15 protein-coding genes and 1 pseudogene are annotated in these 15,168 nt (G+C 64.9%); 4 read left to right on the forward strand and 12 right to left on the reverse strand.

The window, feature by feature from the left end; all coding sequences use genetic code 11:
* Positions 1 to 14: 14 nt before the first annotated feature.
* The 3 genes from ACVINW_RS32335 (at position 15) to ACVINW_RS32345 (ending at position 3,905) form a co-directional block, all read left to right on the forward strand.
* Positions 15 to 647: a helix-turn-helix transcriptional regulator gene (locus tag ACVINW_RS32335; protein ID WP_456755012.1), complete on the forward strand. Its 633-nt coding sequence runs from the start codon at positions 15 to 17 to the stop codon at positions 645 to 647.
* A gap of 424 nt (positions 648 to 1,071) precedes the next feature.
* A complete protein-coding gene (locus ACVINW_RS32340) occupies positions 1,072 to 2,523 on the forward strand; it encodes a DEAD/DEAH box helicase (RefSeq protein ID WP_456755013.1) in 1,452 nt (483 codons plus the stop codon).
* A gap of 314 nt (positions 2,524 to 2,837) precedes the next feature.
* The gene (locus ACVINW_RS32345) at positions 2,838 to 3,905 is read left to right on the forward strand and encodes a GGDEF domain-containing protein (protein WP_456755014.1); all 1,068 of its coding nucleotides are present in this window, start codon (positions 2,838 to 2,840) and stop codon (positions 3,903 to 3,905) included.
* Positions 3,906 to 3,964: 59 nt separating this feature from the next.
* Here ACVINW_RS32345 and ACVINW_RS32350 read toward each other — a convergent pair whose 3' ends face one another.
* The 9 genes from ACVINW_RS32350 to ACVINW_RS32390 form a co-directional block, all read right to left on the reverse strand.
* The gene (locus tag ACVINW_RS32350) at positions 3,965 to 4,435 is read right to left on the reverse strand and encodes a TfoX/Sxy family protein (protein WP_456755015.1); all 471 of its coding nucleotides are present in this window, start codon (positions 4,433 to 4,435) and stop codon (positions 3,965 to 3,967) included.
* A gap of 188 nt (positions 4,436 to 4,623) precedes the next feature.
* Positions 4,624 to 5,013, reverse strand: a complete 390-nt coding sequence (locus ACVINW_RS32355) for a HesB/IscA family protein (RefSeq protein WP_456756552.1) — start codon at positions 5,011 to 5,013, stop codon at positions 4,624 to 4,626.
* A 74-nt stretch (positions 5,014 to 5,087) separates the two neighbouring features.
* Positions 5,088 to 5,459, reverse strand: a complete 372-nt coding sequence (locus ACVINW_RS32360; RefSeq protein WP_024578412.1) for an SUF system Fe-S cluster assembly protein — start codon at positions 5,457 to 5,459, stop codon at positions 5,088 to 5,090.
* Positions 5,456 to 6,703, reverse strand: a complete 1,248-nt coding sequence (locus tag ACVINW_RS32365) for a cysteine desulfurase (protein ID WP_456755016.1) — start codon at positions 6,701 to 6,703, stop codon at positions 5,456 to 5,458. Before ACVINW_RS32365 ends, ACVINW_RS32360 begins: the two co-directional genes overlap by 4 nt.
* Positions 6,700 to 8,022: a Fe-S cluster assembly protein SufD gene (gene sufD, locus ACVINW_RS32370; RefSeq protein ID WP_456755017.1), complete on the reverse strand. Its 1,323-nt coding sequence runs from the start codon at positions 8,020 to 8,022 to the stop codon at positions 6,700 to 6,702. The genes ACVINW_RS32365 and sufD overlap by 4 nt, the downstream gene beginning before the upstream one ends.
* Before the next feature lie 17 nt (positions 8,023 to 8,039).
* Positions 8,040 to 8,792 (reverse strand): Fe-S cluster assembly ATPase SufC, encoded by a 753-nt coding sequence (gene sufC / locus ACVINW_RS32375; protein WP_456755018.1) that lies wholly within the window; start codon positions 8,790 to 8,792, stop codon positions 8,040 to 8,042.
* 58 nt (positions 8,793 to 8,850) lie between these two features.
* Positions 8,851 to 10,347 carry a Fe-S cluster assembly protein SufB gene (gene sufB, locus ACVINW_RS32380; RefSeq protein WP_018271445.1) on the reverse strand — a complete coding sequence of 499 codons (1,497 nt, stop codon included), beginning with the start codon at positions 10,345 to 10,347 and terminating at the stop codon, positions 8,851 to 8,853.
* Between the two features lie 94 nt (positions 10,348 to 10,441).
* On the reverse strand, positions 10,442 to 11,599 hold the full coding sequence (locus ACVINW_RS32385) for a cysteine desulfurase family protein (RefSeq protein WP_456755019.1): 1,158 nt from the start codon (positions 11,597 to 11,599) through the stop codon (positions 10,442 to 10,444).
* Positions 11,600 to 11,616: 17 nt separating this feature from the next.
* Positions 11,617 to 11,865, reverse strand: a complete 249-nt coding sequence (locus ACVINW_RS32390) for a hypothetical protein (RefSeq protein WP_456755020.1) — start codon at positions 11,863 to 11,865, stop codon at positions 11,617 to 11,619.
* Positions 11,866 to 12,048: 183 nt separating this feature from the next.
* Between ACVINW_RS32390 and ACVINW_RS32395 the strand changes: the two genes are divergently transcribed.
* Positions 12,049 to 12,696, forward strand: a complete 648-nt coding sequence (locus ACVINW_RS32395; protein ID WP_016843213.1) for an alpha/beta hydrolase — start codon at positions 12,049 to 12,051, stop codon at positions 12,694 to 12,696.
* Positions 12,697 to 12,832: 136 nt separating this feature from the next.
* Here the strand turns inward: ACVINW_RS32395 and ACVINW_RS32400 are convergent, their stop codons facing one another.
* From ACVINW_RS32400 to ACVINW_RS32410, 3 genes and pseudogenes are all read right to left on the reverse strand, one after another.
* Positions 12,833 to 13,162: a DMT family transporter gene (locus tag ACVINW_RS32400; protein ID WP_456755021.1), complete on the reverse strand. Its 330-nt coding sequence runs from the start codon at positions 13,160 to 13,162 to the stop codon at positions 12,833 to 12,835.
* A 3-nt stretch (positions 13,163 to 13,165) separates the two neighbouring features.
* Positions 13,166 to 13,844: pseudogene (locus tag ACVINW_RS32405) on the reverse strand (glutathione S-transferase family protein).
* Between the two features lie 82 nt (positions 13,845 to 13,926).
* The gene (locus ACVINW_RS32410; RefSeq protein ID WP_456755022.1) at positions 13,927 to 15,030 is read right to left on the reverse strand and encodes an anhydro-N-acetylmuramic acid kinase; all 1,104 of its coding nucleotides are present in this window, start codon (positions 15,028 to 15,030) and stop codon (positions 13,927 to 13,929) included.
* Positions 15,031 to 15,168 lie beyond the last annotated feature (138 nt).

Raw genomic sequence — 15,168 nt, forward strand, 5'->3', positions numbered from 1 at the left:
AAGGGTCATGCACGATGCGCGGTAAGTACGAGGATCAGAGCCGGGAGGCCTTATCGAGCGGCCCAACGCACTTGGTCGCACCGACCGTGGTGGCGTTGCGCGCGGATCAAACTCCGGCCGTCGAGACCATCAGCCACGGTGCTTCGGCGATCAGCAATCGCGGCTGGGCGCCGCTGCTCGAAGCCTGTCTTGCCGACTTCAAGGAGGCCACGGAGGCCGGTGATAACGCGCGCATTCCTGCGCTGGTCAAGATCGTGGCCGACCTCGCGCTGATCGAACGCGGCGCGATCAGGCCGGGCAGCCGCCGCGCCCAGCAGGCGCTGCGCGTCGGCCGGCTCAGCCTCGCGCGCCGCCTGATCACGCGCCATCTCGCCAAGCCGTCGCTGTCGCCAGGGATGGTCGCCGACCTGCTCGGCGTCTCGGTCCGCTACCTGCACGTGTTGTTCGAGGTGACGGGCGCGAGCTTCTCGCAGACTGTCACCGCCCAGCGCCTGAGCGAGAGCCGCAGGCTGCTGCGCGAAAAGCCGCCGCGGCCGATCGCCGACGTCGCCCTCTCCTGCGGGTTCGGCAGCCTGGCGACGTTCTACCGGATATTCAGCGCATCCGAAGGCCTGTCGCCCGGCGAATACCGCGCTGCGGAGCACTAGCCGCGACGGCGGCCCGCTAGGCCTTGGCCGAACGCCGCGACCGCCGCCGGCTCCTTTGCATGGGGTTGTTTTCCGATATTTGGCAACGCGCCTCCCCCGCAAGGCCGGCGCGGGCCCCGCAGCGCCTCGTCATCGGATCCGAAGCGGTCGATTCATTTGACCGCCAAATGACGGAAATGACGGTTATTTTGGCGAAAACGTTAAGCTTTTTGGGCTTTCCGGCCGGTTCCAAGATTGACTTTACCGGTTTCGCCCCTATGTTGCGAGGCAACGCGGCCCTCGGATCGAAACGCGATTCGTCAGGTTTGCCGTCCGTCAGCGTTAGTCAGAGCCCCCGAGCTTTATAGAAAAGCGAGCCGTTTCGGGGCCGAACGCGACAGCCTTTTACCTTCGATTCCGAACGGCGGTGTCGACCAGAGGCTCAATGTCTTTTTCCAATCTAGGCCTGTCCGATAAGGTCCTCGCCGCTGTTGCGGCCACCGGTTACACCAATCCCACTCCCATCCAGGAACAGGCAATCCCGCACGTCCTCGCCCGACGCGACGTGCTCGGCATTGCCCAGACCGGCACCGGCAAGACCGCTGCCTTCGTTCTCCCGATGCTCACCATCCTCGAGAAGGGCCGCGCCCGGGCACGGATGCCGCGCACCCTGATTCTCGAGCCGACCCGCGAACTCGCCGCGCAGGTGAAGGAGAATTTCGACAAATACGGCGCCGGGCAGAAGCTCAACGTCGCGCTCTTGATCGGCGGCGTCTCGTTCGGCGACCAGGACTCCAAGCTGATGCGCGGCGTCGACGTGCTGATCGCAACGCCCGGTCGCCTGCTCGACCACACCGAACGCGGCGGACTGCTGCTCACCGGCGTCGAGTTGCTGGTGATCGACGAAGCCGACCGCATGCTCGACATGGGCTTCATCCCCGACATCGAGCGCATCTGCAAGCTCGTCCCGTTCACGCGGCAGACCCTGTTCTTCACCGCGACGATGCCGCCGGAAATCAGCCGCATCACCGAGACCTTCCTGCACAACCCGGCCCGCATCGAAGTCTCCAAGCCCGCGACGACCGCGGTGACCGTGACCCAGTCCCAGGTGCCGGCAGGCCGTGAGCCGCACGAGAAACGCGAGATCCTGCGCCGCCTGCTGCGCGACGCCAAGGACCTCAACAACGCGATCATCTTCTGCAATCGCAAGCGCGAAGTCGCCGTCCTTCACAAATCGCTGCAGAAGCACGGCTTCAGCGTCGGCGCCCTGCACGGCGACATGGACCAGAGCGCGCGCATGGCCGCGCTCGATCAATTCCGCAAGGGCGAGCTGCCTCTGCTGGTGGCCTCCGACGTCGCCGCCCGCGGCCTCGATATCCCCGCCGTCAGCCACGTCTTCAATTTCGATGTGCCGCATCACCCCGACGATTACGTCCATCGCATCGGCCGCACCGGCCGCGCCGGACGGACCGGCACCGCGATCTCCATCGTCACCCCGCTCGACAGCAAGTCGATGGCTGCGATCGAGAAGCTGATCGGCCAGCAGATTCCGCGCACCGAAGGCGATTACACCGTTCACAGCGACGGCTCCGACGAGGATGCCGCGCCGCGCCGCTCGCGCGGCCGCGACGGTTCGCGCGATGGCGGACGCGGCGGCCGAAAGCCGCGCCGTGAGCGCGAGCCGCGTCACGACCAGGAGCCCCGCCAGGAGCGCGCAGCCAAGCCGGAGCGCGAGCCGCGCCACGGCCGCAACTCGGCTCCGCAGTCCGCTCCGTCGCATGTGCCGTCGATCGGGCGTGCCGAGCCGCGGCGGCCGCAGCGCGAGGTGGACCACGAGCCCGCCGATCATTCGCACCTGCCCGCTTTCCTGCTGCGACCTGTGCGCGCACGCGCATAAGGCTTGTCTGATACCGCCGCACCAGCGGCGGTATCAGGGCAAGCTGCGTTGCCGCCAAACCACCGACGCACGCGCCGATCGCCGGCGTTTGAGGCAAATGCGCGCGGTTTTCGCATCGCAACGACGAACAAGCGAAAGGCGCCCGAAAGCTGCGTTCGACCCGCGACGGAATCGAGCGCGACAACGTCAGTTGCAGGCAAATTCCCGTAGTTCCACTGTTTACCTTGCCTTCATTCTCGTCCCGTACCCTCGCGCCAATAATTTAGTCATTGCTGCCGGGCATGACCGGCATTGCGTGCATTGAGGACGTAACAGTGGTCAAGCTGCTGGACGAACACGAACGTACGTTGGCCTTTGCCGAAGTCGCGCTTGGTCAGATCCGCTCGCTTCGCCAGACCGCCGTCCCCCGCAACTATGAAATCTGGTACGTCTACGCGACCGGCTACAACGCACCGCTCAACAAGGTCATCAACGAGACGCTGGCGCGCAGCGGCAAGCTCTCCGAGTCCGATCTCGAGCAGATCTACGAAACCTATCTCTCGCACATCAAGACCTCGGACCGCATCGACAAGGTCGGCGCGCGCGTCATCGGCGAGATCGATGCCGTCATGCGGCTGATCACCGATGCGCTCGGTGTGTCCGCGACCTACGACGCGAGCCTCGTCGGCGCCAGCGACCGCCTCTCGACGGCGACCACCCGAGACCAGATCAAGACCATCGTCGAGGGGCTGGCCAGATCGACGCGCGAGATGCGCGAGACCAATCAGGCCCTGGAGAACCGGCTCGCGCTGTCGAAGTCGGAGATCAGCGACCTGCAACACAGCCTCGAGGCGATCCGCGCCGAGAGCCTGACCGATCCGCTCACCGGCCTCGGCAACCGGAAATATTTCGACCGCTCGATCGACATGGCGGTGCAGACGGCACTCGCCAGCGGCGAACCGCTGTCGCTTCTGATGTTCGACATCGATCACTTCAAGTCGTTCAACGATTCCTACGGCCATCTCACCGGCGACCAGGTGCTGCGGTTGGTGGCGCAATCGCTGAAGCAGAACATCAAGGGCCAGGACATCACCGCCCGCTATGGCGGCGAGGAATTCGCGGTCGTGCTGCCCAACACCGCGCTGCGCCAGGCGCTGACGGTCGCCGACCACATCCGTCGTGCCGTGATGGCCAAGGAGCTGAAGAAGAAGTCGACCGGCGAAATCCTCGGCCGTGTCACGATCTCGGTCGGCGTCTCCATGCTGAAGCCGGCCGACGACACGGATTCGCTGATCGAACGCGCCGACGCCTGCCTCTATGCTGCCAAGCATGCCGGCCGCAACCGCGTGATCTGCGAGGCCGATCCGGAATACAGCGCCGAGAGCCAGACGCGCGTCGCGTAAATTCCCCTCTCAGAACTTCGTAGAGTGGGCAAAGGCGCGATAGCGCCGTGCCCCCCGTCCTAGCGCCGTCGAGTCTGGTGGGCACGCTTCGCTTTGCCCACCCTACGCTTCGATTTGGCGGCACGCTTCTTCGCTACGCTCTGGGCCGCAGCTGTCTCCTTCGCCGGCGTCTTCGACTTTCCCGCGGCCGCTCGTTTCCTCGGCCGCTTGCGCAGCGCGGCGCGCTGGGCGGCGCCGAGCGCCGAGCGCGCCCAGGCTGCGAGCTCCTCGGTATCGTCGAACAGCCGCGCCGGCAGCTGCCAGTAGGAGTTCACCGTGACGGCCTTGCTCCGCGTCGTGTACTGGAACGGCTTGGAGCCTTCCGCCTCGAATTGCGGGATGGTCGCCTCGTCGGCGCGGAAGTAGAGCCCGGCCCGCAAGGCAAGCGCGAAATTGGTGCCGTCGGCGGAGATGCCGTAGCCGGAGAACATCCGGCGCAGCGTGACCGGGCCGAAATCGACGAACAGATCGGTGAGAAACTCACGGTCCATGGGCCCATCGCCTCGCTTTGCGCGCTCAAGTGAATAGCGCAGCGCCATCCACGTCATTGCGAGCGAAGCGAAGCAATCCATTCAACCGCGTATGCGGACCCATGGATTGCTTCGTCGCTTTTGCTCCTCGCAATGACCCCGGATGGAATTGGTGGTCGCACGCACAGACCGGCGTTCGCCCGATCTTTCTAGACCGTGGCCGGCTTGAGCTGCACCGATTCGCCGCAGCCGCAGGCGGAGACCTGGTTCGGATTGTTGAACACGAACTGGGCCTGCATCTTGTCGGCCACGTAATCCATCTCGGTGCCGAGCAGGAACAGCACGGCCTTCGGATCGACCAGGATCTTGACGCCCTTGTCCTCGACCACTTCGTCGCTCGGGCGGATCTCGTGGGCGTATTCGACGGTGTAGGATTGTCCGGCGCAACCGCCGTTCTTGATGCCGACGCGCAGCCCGATAATCTCCGAGTCGGCGCGCTTGGTCAGCTCGCTGATCCGCTCCGCCGCGGCATCGGTCAGCCTCATGACCTGCGGGCGCGGCCGCTTCGGCTTGGCTGGGGTTGGTGAAGCTTGCGTCATGTCACTCATGTGGTCAGTCCCAGCGGCAAATCAATTGCCGGATATTCCGATGTTAAGTTCAATCCCCTAACGCATCACCACATATTGAGGACGAGGCGCGCCTCGTCCGACATCCGGTCCGGCGTCCAGGCCGGATCCCAGACCAGATTGACGTTCACCACGCCGACGCCGGGAACGCTGGCAACCGCGTTCTCGACCATGGTCGGCAGTTCACCCGCGGCCGGGCAGTTCGGCGTGGTCAGCGTCATCAGGATGTCGACCGACCGATCGTCCTTGAGGTCGACCTTGTAGATCAGGCCGAGCTCGTAGATGTCAGCCGGGATTTCCGGATCGAACACCGTCTTCAGCGCCGCGACGATTTCGCCGCTCATGCGCTCGGTCTCCTCCGCCGGCAGTGCCGAGGTGGTTTCCATGGAGGCCGTCTTGACTTCGGCTGTATCGGTCATGCGAACAATTCCCGCGCCTTGATCAGCGCCTGCGCCAGATGGTCGACTTCTTCCCTTGTATTATACATCCCGAAGGATGCACGGCAGGTGGCCGTCACGTTGAACCGCTCTAAAAGCGGCATCACGCAATGGGTACCGGCACGCACCGCGATGCCCTGACGGTCGATCACGGTCGCGACGTCATGAGGATGCGCGCCCTTCATCTCGAAGGAGATCACCGGGCCCTTGTTGCGGGCGGTTCCGATCACGCGCAGCGAGTTGATCTCGCGCAGGCGATCCTGCGCATAGGTGAGCAGGTCATGCTCATGCGCGGCGATCCGCTCCTTGCCGATCGAATTGACGTAGTCGATCGCAGCACCGAGCCCGATCGCCTCGACGATCGGCGGCGTGCCGGCCTCGAACTTGTGCGGCGGATCGCCATAGGTGACCCAATCCCTGGCGACTTCGCGGATCATCTCGCCGCCGCCGTTGAACGGCCGCATCGCCACCAGAAGGTCGTGCTTGGCATAGAGCGCGCCGATGCCGGTCGGGCCATACACCTTGTGGCCGGTGAAGGCATAGAAATCGCAATCGAGGTCCTGGACATCGATCGGCAGATGCACCGCACCCTGCGCGCCGTCGACCAGCACCGGAATGCCGCGGGCATGCGCCAGCCGGATCACCTCCTTGACCGGAACCAGCGTGCCGAGCGCGTTCGACATCTGGGTGATCGCGACGATCTTGGTGCGCGGGGTCAGGAGCTTCTCGAACTCCTCGATCAGGAAGTTGCCTTCGTCGTCGACCGGCGCCCACTTGATCACGGCCCCCTGGCGCTCCCTGAGGAAATGCCACGGCACGATGTTGGAGTGGTGCTCCATGATCGAGAGGACGATCTCGTCGCCCTCCTTGATGTTCACCCCGCCCCAGGACGATGCGACCAAATTGATCGCCTCGGTGACGTTGCGGGTGAAGACGATCTCTTCATCGCGGCGGGCGTTGATGAACTGCGCGACCTTGCCGCGGGCGCCCTCATAGGCCTCCGTCGCCGCGTTGGCGAGGTAATGCAGGCCGCGATGCACGTTGGCGTATTCGCTCTTGTAGGCCTCGGTCATGCGGTCGAGCACCGCATTCGGCTTCTGCGCCGAGGCCGCGTTGTCGAGATAGACCAGCGGCTTGCCGTAGATCTGCATGGCGAGCGCCGGGAAATCCTGCCGCACCAGTGCGACGTCGTAAGAACCGTTGGCGACCGCCTTGTGCATGCTCACGCCCTCGCTTCCAGCCAGCGCTGCGCGGTCGCAATTGCGACCTCGCGCAACGCGTCGCTGGCAATGGTCTCGATCGCCTCGCCGACGAAGGCCTGGATCAGAAGCGCCTGCGCTTCCTTCTCGGGCAGCCCGCGGGCGCGCATGTAGAACAGCAGGCTTTCGTCGAGCGCACCGGTGGTCGCACCGTGACCACAGGTGACGTCGTCGGCGAAGATCTCGAGCTCGGGCTTGTTGTCGGCTTCCGCGTCGTCGGACAGCAAGAGCGCGCGGGTCATCATCTTGGCGTCGGTCTTCTGCGCGTCCGGACGAACGATGATGCGGCCCTGGAATACGCTGTGGGCGCGGTCGTCGACGACGGCACGGAAGATCTCACGGCTCGCGCAATGCGGCACCGCGTGATCCATAAACAGCGTGGTGTCGGCGTGCTGCTTGCCGTTGATCAGGTTGACGCCATTGGTCTCGACCTTCGAGCCCTCGCCGGCGCAGGTCACCGTCAGCTGGTAGCGGCTGACGTGACCGCCCGAGGTCAGGCCGAAGGTGTTGAAATGGGCATGCGCGCCGAGCGACACCGTCGCCGAGGAAATGTTGAAGGCATCGATGCTGTCTTCGACCAGGCGGACATGATCGAGCCGCGCATTGTCGCCGATCGCGACAATCAGCCCGTCATGGGTCTGGTAGGCCTTGGCGCCCACGCCGGCGAGATAGCTCTCCACCAGCGTGACGCCGGCATCGCGGCCGAGCCGCAGCAGCGAGCGCGTGAACATCGAGGCCGGCGCCGTGCCTGACGCGACGTGAACGATGTGCAGCGGCTGGGTCAGCACGGTGCCGTCGGCAACCTCGATGACGACGCCGTCGGTCGCCATCGCACCGTTCAGCGCGATCATCGGGTTGGAGACGTCGGTCGCAATGGCCTGCGCGGACAGCGCGTCGTCGCCCGCGTCGAGTACGTCGCGCAGCGGGCGGATGCTGAAGCCTTTGTCGAGATTGCCGAGATCCGAGAGATCAGGCACGAACGCACCGTCGACCAGCACCAGGCGGCGCACGCCGTCGATCGCGCGCAGCTTGATCGCGGCTGCGGCGCGATCAAGCGCGGCGGCATCCGGCGCGGGGGCCAGCTGCAGCACCCCACGCATCAGCGCGCGCAGATCGGTGTATTTCCAATCCTCGATCCGGCGATGCGGCAGTCCAAGGCGCTCGTAGGCCTCGAATGCCTGGCGGCGCTGATCGGCGATCTTGCCCTTGCCCGGCAGACGGTCGCGCACGACGGCGAATGCATCGCCCAGCGCGCGCCCTGTCTCGGTCTTTGCGACAACGTTCATCTCAAAACCCGTATTTGTCAGGCAGCGTCTTCGAACTGCGCGTAGCCGGACTCTTCCAGCTCCAGCGCCAGTTCCTTGCCGCCGCTCTTCACCACCCGGCCCTTCGACATCACGTGCACGACATCAGGCACGATGTAGTTGAGCAGCCGCTGGTAGTGGGTGATCACGACCATCGCGCGCTCCGGCGAGCGCAGCGCGTTGACACCGTCGGCGGCGATCCGCAGCGCGTCGATGTCCAAACCAGAGTCCATTTCGTCGAGAATGCAGACGGCCGGCTCGAACAGCGCCATCTGCAGGATCTCGTTGCGCTTCTTCTCACCGCCGGAGAAGCCGACATTGACGCCGCGCTTCAGCATGTCCTGCGGAATGTTGAGCGACTTGGCGACCTCGCGGACCTTCTTGAGGAAGGCCGGCGACGAGATCTCGTCCTCGCCGCGCGCCTTGCGCTGCGCGTTGAGCGCCGCATGCAGAAAATTCCAGGTGGTGACGCCGGGGATCTCGACCGGATACTGGAACGCCAGGAACACGCCCTTGGCGGCGCGCTCATTGGGCTCCATCTCCAGGAGGTCTTCGCCCTTGAACAGGATCTGGCCGCCGGTGACTTCATAGCCCGGCTTGCCGGCGATGACGTGCGACAGCGTCGATTTGCCGGAGCCGTTCGGCCCCATGATCGCGTGCACCTCGCCCGGGTTCACGGTGAGCGACAGCCCGTGGAGGATCTCGCGCTCCTCAACACGAACCTTGAGATCTTTCACTTCAAGCAGAGACATCTGATTTTTCCTGAGCATCACCCGGGGGCGCGTCGGTCGCGCCCTCACGCGGGATGGATTAACCAACCGAACCTTCAAGGCTGATCGAGATCAGCTTCTGCGCTTCCACCGCGAACTCCATCGGCAGTTGCTGCAGCACGTCCTTCACGAAGCCGTTGACGACGAGGCCGACGGCTTCTTCTTGGCTGAGCCCGCGCTGGATGCAGTAGAACAGCACGTCCTCGGAAATCTTCGACGTCGTCGCTTCATGCTCGAACGTCGCCGAGGAATTCTTGGCCTCGACATAGGGCACGGTGTGCGCGCCGCATTTGTCGCCGATCAGGAGCGAGTCGCAGGCGGTGTAGTTGCGCGCTCCGGTCGCCTTGCGATGGGCGCTGACGAGGCCGCGATAGGTGTTCTGCGACTTGCCGGCGGCGATGCCCTTGGAGATGATCCGGCTCGACGTGTTCTTGCCGAGATGAATCATCTTGGTGCCGCTATCGACCTGCTGGAAGCCGTTCGAGATCGCGATCGAGTAGAACTCGCCGCTCGAATTGTCGCCGCGCAGGATGCAGCTCGGATACTTCCAGGTGATCGCCGAACCGGTCTCGACCTGGGTCCAGGAGATCTTGGAATTCTTGCCGCGGCAGTCGCCACGCTTGGTGACGAAATTGTAGATGCCGCCCTTGCCCTCGGAATTGCCGGGGTACCAGTTCTGCACCGTCGAATATTTGATCTCGGCGTCATCGAGCGTGACGAGTTCGACCACCGCTGCATGCAGCTGGTTCTCGTCGCGCTGCGGCGCGGTGCAGCCTTCGAGATAGGAGACGTAGGAGCCCTTGTCGGCGATGATCAGCGTGCGCTCGAACTGACCGGTGTTGCGCTCGTTGATGCGGAAATAGGTCGACAGCTCCATCGGGCAGCGCACGCCCGGCGGCACATAGACGAACGAGCCGTCCGAAAACACAGCCGAATTCAGCGTCGCGAAGTAATTGTCCGAGGTCGGCACCACGGTGCCGAGATATTTCTGCACCAGCTCGGGATGCTCGCGGATCGCCTCCGAGATCGGCATGAAGATCACGCCGGCCGCCTTCAGCTCCTTCTGGAAGGTGGTCGCGACCGAGACCGAATCGAACACGGCATCGACCGCGATCTTGCGGTTCGGCGTCTGCTCGCCGCCGGGCGGCGGCTCGACGCCCTCGAGGATCGCGACCTCGCGGAGCGGAATGCCGAGCTTCTCATAGGTCTTGAGGATTTCCGGATCGATCTCGTCGATCGAGGACAGCGTCTTCTTCGGCTTCGGCGCCGCGTAGTAATAGATGTCCTGGTAGTCGATCTTCGGATAGTCGACGCGCGCCCAGGTCGGCTCGGTCATGGTCAGCCAGCGGCGATACGCCTCCAGGCGCCATTCCAGCATCCAGGCCGGCTCATTCTTCTTTGCGGAGATGAAGCGGACGGTGTCTTCCGACAGCCCCTTCGGGGCCTTGTCGGACTCGATCAGCGTCTCAAACCCATATCGATACTGGTCGACGTCGATGCGCCGGACGCGCTCGACCGTCTCTTGTACAGCAGGCATTCAATCCTCCGCTCGCGGTTTCAAGGACCGCGGTGGATCTCAAGTTCCGAAAATCTCTTACGATGCTTTGACGACGAAATCCGCTTAGAACAGTTCAAGCTGTGTTTCGTCGTTCCCCCTTAACTAAGGTATCGGCGAGCTTTCGCCAAGCCTTGAGGGTCAAATCCACGTCTGTCTCCGTGGTAGACCAGCCAAGACTGAGCCGCACCGCTCCCCGCGACACCTCTGAACGGTATCCCATTGCCTCAAGTACGTGCGAGGGCTGGACCTTGCCCGACGAACAGGCGGAACCGGAGGAGACCGCGATTCCCCCGAGGTCGAAGCCGATGACCGCCGTTTCGGCCTTCATCCCTGGCGCGGTGAACAAAACGGTATTCGGCAACCTCTTGACGTCGTCGGAGAACACCAGCACGTCCGGCGTCTGCCGCAGCCCGTGCTCGAGCCGCTCACGCAGTCCACGCACGCGCGCGGCGTCGGCCTTCAGCGCCGCCATCGCGGCCTTGGTGGCCGCACCAAAGCCGGCAATCCCGGCGACGTTCTCGGTCCCCGCCCGCCGCCCGAGTTCCTGCCCGCCGCCGCGCAGCGCCGCCTCGAGCCCCTCGATGCCATCGGCAAGCACCAGCGCGCCCGTACCCTTCGGCCCGCCGATCTTGTGCGCCGACAGCGTCACGAGGTCGGCCTGGATCGAGGCCAGATCGAACGGGATCTTGCCGAACGCCTGGATCGCATCGACGTGCAGCAGCCCGCCGCCCGCATGGACGATCTCGGCGACGCCGGCCACCGGCTGAATCGCGCCGGTCTCGTTGTTCGCCAGCATCACGGAGACCAAAGCTGGCGCACCATCCGCCAGCAGTGCGCGCAGGTGTTCGAGATCGATCACACCGGCGCGTGTGACCTTGATGGCGCCGATTGCGTCCGCGGCAAACCGCCCGCCCGCGAGCACGGAGGCATGCTCGATCGCCGACACCAGCAGCCGCCGCACCGGCGCGCCCGCCCCGCGGTGCAATCCCGGCGTCAACGCCAGCGCATTGGCCTCGGTGCCGCCGGAGAGAAACACGACGTCCTGCGGCCGGCCGCCGACTGCCTTGGCCACCGCGTTGCGGGCATCCTCGACCAGCCGGCGCGCCCGCCGTCCCTCGCTGTGCACCGAGGACGGGTTGCCGCTCAACTCCCACGCCGCAGCCATCGCCGCCTTCGCTTCCTGGCGAAGCGGCGTGGTGGCGTTCCAGTCGAGATAGACGCGATCGGCCATCGAGCTTGTCGCCGCAATCAGCGTGGTTGCGGCCCTCCCACTGCGACATAACCGTAGTCCGGCACCGAGACCAGATCAGAGTCCCCGGTGCGAAGGATTTTTCGTATCTCGCCGGACGTCTCATGGTGTTGCCAAGCAAGACATTCGCAAGCACCCGTGACAAACCAAAGCTTCAGGTAGCCGATGGCAAAATCCGGCATGCCGATCTTGATCGTCGCGGATGTGTCGGCTGCACGCGCCTCACGATATGGATTCGCCGCCGCCAAGCGGCACAATTTCCTTGATTTTTGCCCCTTGCGTCATGCTAGAAGGCCCTCCAGCGTGCCGCCCGGCGGTGCCTGCGCCCGATTTCATCATGAGCCGCCCTGTTCGCGCCCGTCGCTGAAGATGGCTCCAACCGGTTGATTGATCGACGTCAATCAAGGGAACGCGTCAATCAAGGGAACACAATGCCTGAAGTGATTTTCACCGGCCCCGCTGGCCGTCTCGAAGGCCGCTATCACCCGGCCAAGCAGAAGAACGCGCCGATTGCGATGATCCTGCATCCGCATCCGCAGTTCCACGGCACGATGAACCACCAGATCGTCTATCAGTGCTACTACGCGTTCGCGCATCGCGGCTTCTCGGTGCTGCGCTTCAATTTCCGTGGCGTCGGCCGCAGCCAGGGCTCGTTCGATCACGGCACCGGCGAACTGTCCGACGCGGCGAGCGCGCTCGACTGGGCGCAGGCGATCAATCCCGAGGCGCGCGCCTGCTGGGTCGCCGGCTTCTCGTTCGGCGCATGGATCGGCATGCAGCTTCTGATGCGCCGGCCGGAGGTCGAGGGCTTCATCTCGATCGCGCCGCCCGCCAATCTCTACGACTTCTCGTTCCTCGCGCCCTGCCCGTCGTCGGGCCTGATCGTGCATGGCGACAAGGATGCCGTGGTGCCGCCCAAGGACGTCAACACGCTGGTCGAGAAGCTGAAGACGCAGAAGGGCATCGTGATCGACCAGCAGGTGATCCCGGGCGCCAACCATTTCTTCGACGGCAAGCTCGAGCCGCTGATGGAGACGGTGACCGGCTATCTCGACATGCGTCTCGCCAACGTGCGCTGAGGACGCGGATCTTGTAGCCCGGATGGAGCGCAGCGAAATCCGGGACCACTCTCAACGCGGATAGAACCCCGGATTACGCGGTGCCTGTCATCGGGCGCGCGTTCGCGCGACCCGTTGGCTTCATCCGGCTACGGCTTTACTCCGGCGCGAATTTCAGCGCCGCGATCCCGACCAGCACCAGCGCAATCCCCGCGACCTTCATCGGGTTCAGCGCTTCGTTGAACAACAGCACGCCCATCGCGAGCGTGCCGGCCGCGCCGATGCCGGTCCACACCGTGTAGGCGACGCCGACGCCGAGTACCTGCAGCGCGCGCCCGAGCAGGAACACGAACGCGGCGAGCAGCAGCAGCGAGACCAGCGTCCAGCCAAGTCGCGTGTAGCCCTCGGCATATTTCATCGAGATCGCCCAGCCGACGTCGAGAAGACCGGCGACGACGAGCGCGATCCAGGCAAGCGAGTGCGACATGGCTTAGGCGGCAAGCTTCAGCATGTGCGCGCGGTGGCCGACCAGGAACGCGTGCAGCAGCGCCGGGTAGTCCGGCGACACCGCGTTGCGCACGCTCGGCCGCTGCGCCAGCGCACTGCGCCAGGCGCGCAGCTTCGGCGTATGCGTGAACACGGCGAGATCGGTCAGCTGGTCGAACAGGTCGAAGTAGCGGAAGACCGGCGCGAACACCGCATCGACCAGGCCGAACTTGTCGCCCGCGAAGAACGGACCGGCGCCGAGCGCCGCCTCGACGCGCGCGAATTTCGCCGCGACCGCCTGCCGCTTGCTCTCATGGGTCGCGGCATCCGTTGCGGTCTCGAGCCCCCAGAGATCGCCGAGAACGGCCGAGCCGAACTCCATCCAGGCGCGATGCTCGGCGCGCGTGAGCGCGTCCTGCGGATGCAGCTTTGGCGCCGGCTTGCGTCTCCTCGATGTACTCGCAGATCACGTTGCTTTCGAATAGTGCGACTTCCTTGCCGTCGTCGCCGGTCACCACCAGCACGGGCACCTTGCCGAGCGGCGAGATCTTCAGGAACCAATCCGGCTTGTTGGCGAGATCGATGTCGATCCGCTCGAACGGCACGCCCTTCTCATGCAGCGCGATCACAGCGCGTTGCACATAGGGACAGAGCTTGTGGCTGATCAGCTTCAGGGCGGCCATGACGAACCTCGCGTTCAATGCAACTGCATCGAATTAAATGCACCGGCATGGAACTGTCAAGATAGATGCATTTGCATCTAAATCACGGTCGCGCGATGATGCCCCCGGTCATCGGGATCGGCACCCCCGTGGTGGTGGGGTAGCTCAGCGGCAGTCCCTTCATGCCGCGCGCGGCGAGGAAGCCGAACGCCTGGGCCTCGATCGCGTCGGCGGCCCAGCCGAGCGCTTCGGCCGGCTCGACGGTTGCCGGCGCCAGGCGGTCGCGCAGCATTCGCAGCATCGTCAGGTTGGCGGCGCCGCCGCCACAGATGATCCAGCTCTTCGGCACCTTCGGCAGCAGCGGCACGATCCGCGCGATCGCGGCCGCGGTGAACGCGGTCAGCGTCGCCGCGCCATCGGCCGGCGCCACGGCGCCGAGCTTGAGGCTCGCGAAATCGTTGCGGTCGAGCGATTTCGGCGGCGGAGCCGAGAAGAACGGCAGCGTCAGCGCCTGCGCGATCCAGGCCTCGTCAGGCTTGCCGAGTGCCGCGAACTTGCCGGCGGTGTCGAACGGCTGGTGCATCTGGCGGAACATGAAGTCGTCGAGCAGCGCGTTGCCCGGCCCGGTGTCGCAGGCGATCAGCGCGTCGGCGCCGTCGATATAGGTGATATTGGAGACGCCGCCGATATTGACCACGACGATCGGCCCTTCGCGGTGCAGCGATTGCGCCAGCGCGCGGTGGTACACCGGCACGAACGGCGCGCCCTGCCCGCCGGCGTCGACGTCGGCGGCACGGAAATCATGCATCACCGGGATGTGGATCGCCTTGGCGAGCGCCGGCGCATCGCCGATCTGCACCGTGAGCTTGCGCTCGGGGCGATGCAGCACGGTCTGGCCATGGAACCCGACGATGTCGATCTCCTGGGCGGAGATCCGGTGCTGCGCCGAGAAGCTGGCGACCGCCTCGGCATGGGCTGTGGTGACGGCCTGTTCGGCCTGCCGCAAGATCCCCGGTCGGGCGTCGCGCTGCGACAGGTGAACGGCCTCCGTCAGCGCCTGGCGCAGCAGGCCGCGCTCGCCATCGGTGTAGGGGCGATAGCCGGTGGGTCCGAAGGCCTTGATCTGGCGGCCATCGGTCTCGATCAATGCCACGTCGACCCCGTCGAGCGAGGTCCCGCTCATCAGACCGAGTGCCGTTAACATCATGCTGGAAGCGCCCCAGCCGGGAACCCCCGGCTTGTCTCAAACAAGTACATCCTATAATGCCACTGCGCGTCCGCCGCGGCAGCCCTGAGCATCAAGGTTCCGCAAATAGATGCAAAAACCGTAAAACAAGAATGATCT

This window comes from Bradyrhizobium sp. USDA 4461 (genome assembly GCF_054055655.1).

Coding starts and splice junctions, on each gene's coding strand:
- ACVINW_RS32335 (WP_456755012.1), top strand. CDS start 15: ATGCGCGGTAAGTACGAGGATCAGAGCCGGGAGGCCTTATCGAGCGGC.
- ACVINW_RS32340 (WP_456755013.1), top strand. CDS start 1,072: ATGTCTTTTTCCAATCTAGGCCTGTCCGATAAGGTCCTCGCCGCTGTT.
- ACVINW_RS32350 (WP_456755015.1), bottom strand. CDS start 4,435: ATGGACCGTGAGTTTCTCACCGATCTGTTCGTCGATTTCGGCCCGGTC.
- ACVINW_RS32355 (WP_456756552.1), bottom strand. CDS start 5,013: ATGACGCAAGCTTCACCAACCCCAGCCAAGCCGAAGCGGCCGCGCCCG.
- ACVINW_RS32360 (WP_024578412.1), bottom strand. CDS start 5,459: ATGACCGATACAGCCGAAGTCAAGACGGCCTCCATGGAAACCACCTCG.
- sufD (WP_456755017.1), bottom strand. CDS start 8,022: ATGAACGTTGTCGCAAAGACCGAGACAGGGCGCGCGCTGGGCGATGCA.
- sufC (WP_456755018.1), bottom strand. CDS start 8,792: ATGTCTCTGCTTGAAGTGAAAGATCTCAAGGTTCGTGTTGAGGAGCGC.
- sufB (WP_018271445.1), bottom strand. CDS start 10,347: ATGCCTGCTGTACAAGAGACGGTCGAGCGCGTCCGGCGCATCGACGTC.
- ACVINW_RS32385 (WP_456755019.1), bottom strand. CDS start 11,599: ATGGCCGATCGCGTCTATCTCGACTGGAACGCCACCACGCCGCTTCGC.
- ACVINW_RS32395 (WP_016843213.1), top strand. CDS start 12,049: ATGCCTGAAGTGATTTTCACCGGCCCCGCTGGCCGTCTCGAAGGCCGC.
- ACVINW_RS32400 (WP_456755021.1), bottom strand. CDS start 13,162: ATGTCGCACTCGCTTGCCTGGATCGCGCTCGTCGTCGCCGGTCTTCTC.
- ACVINW_RS32410 (WP_456755022.1), bottom strand. CDS start 15,030: ATGATGTTAACGGCACTCGGTCTGATGAGCGGGACCTCGCTCGACGGG.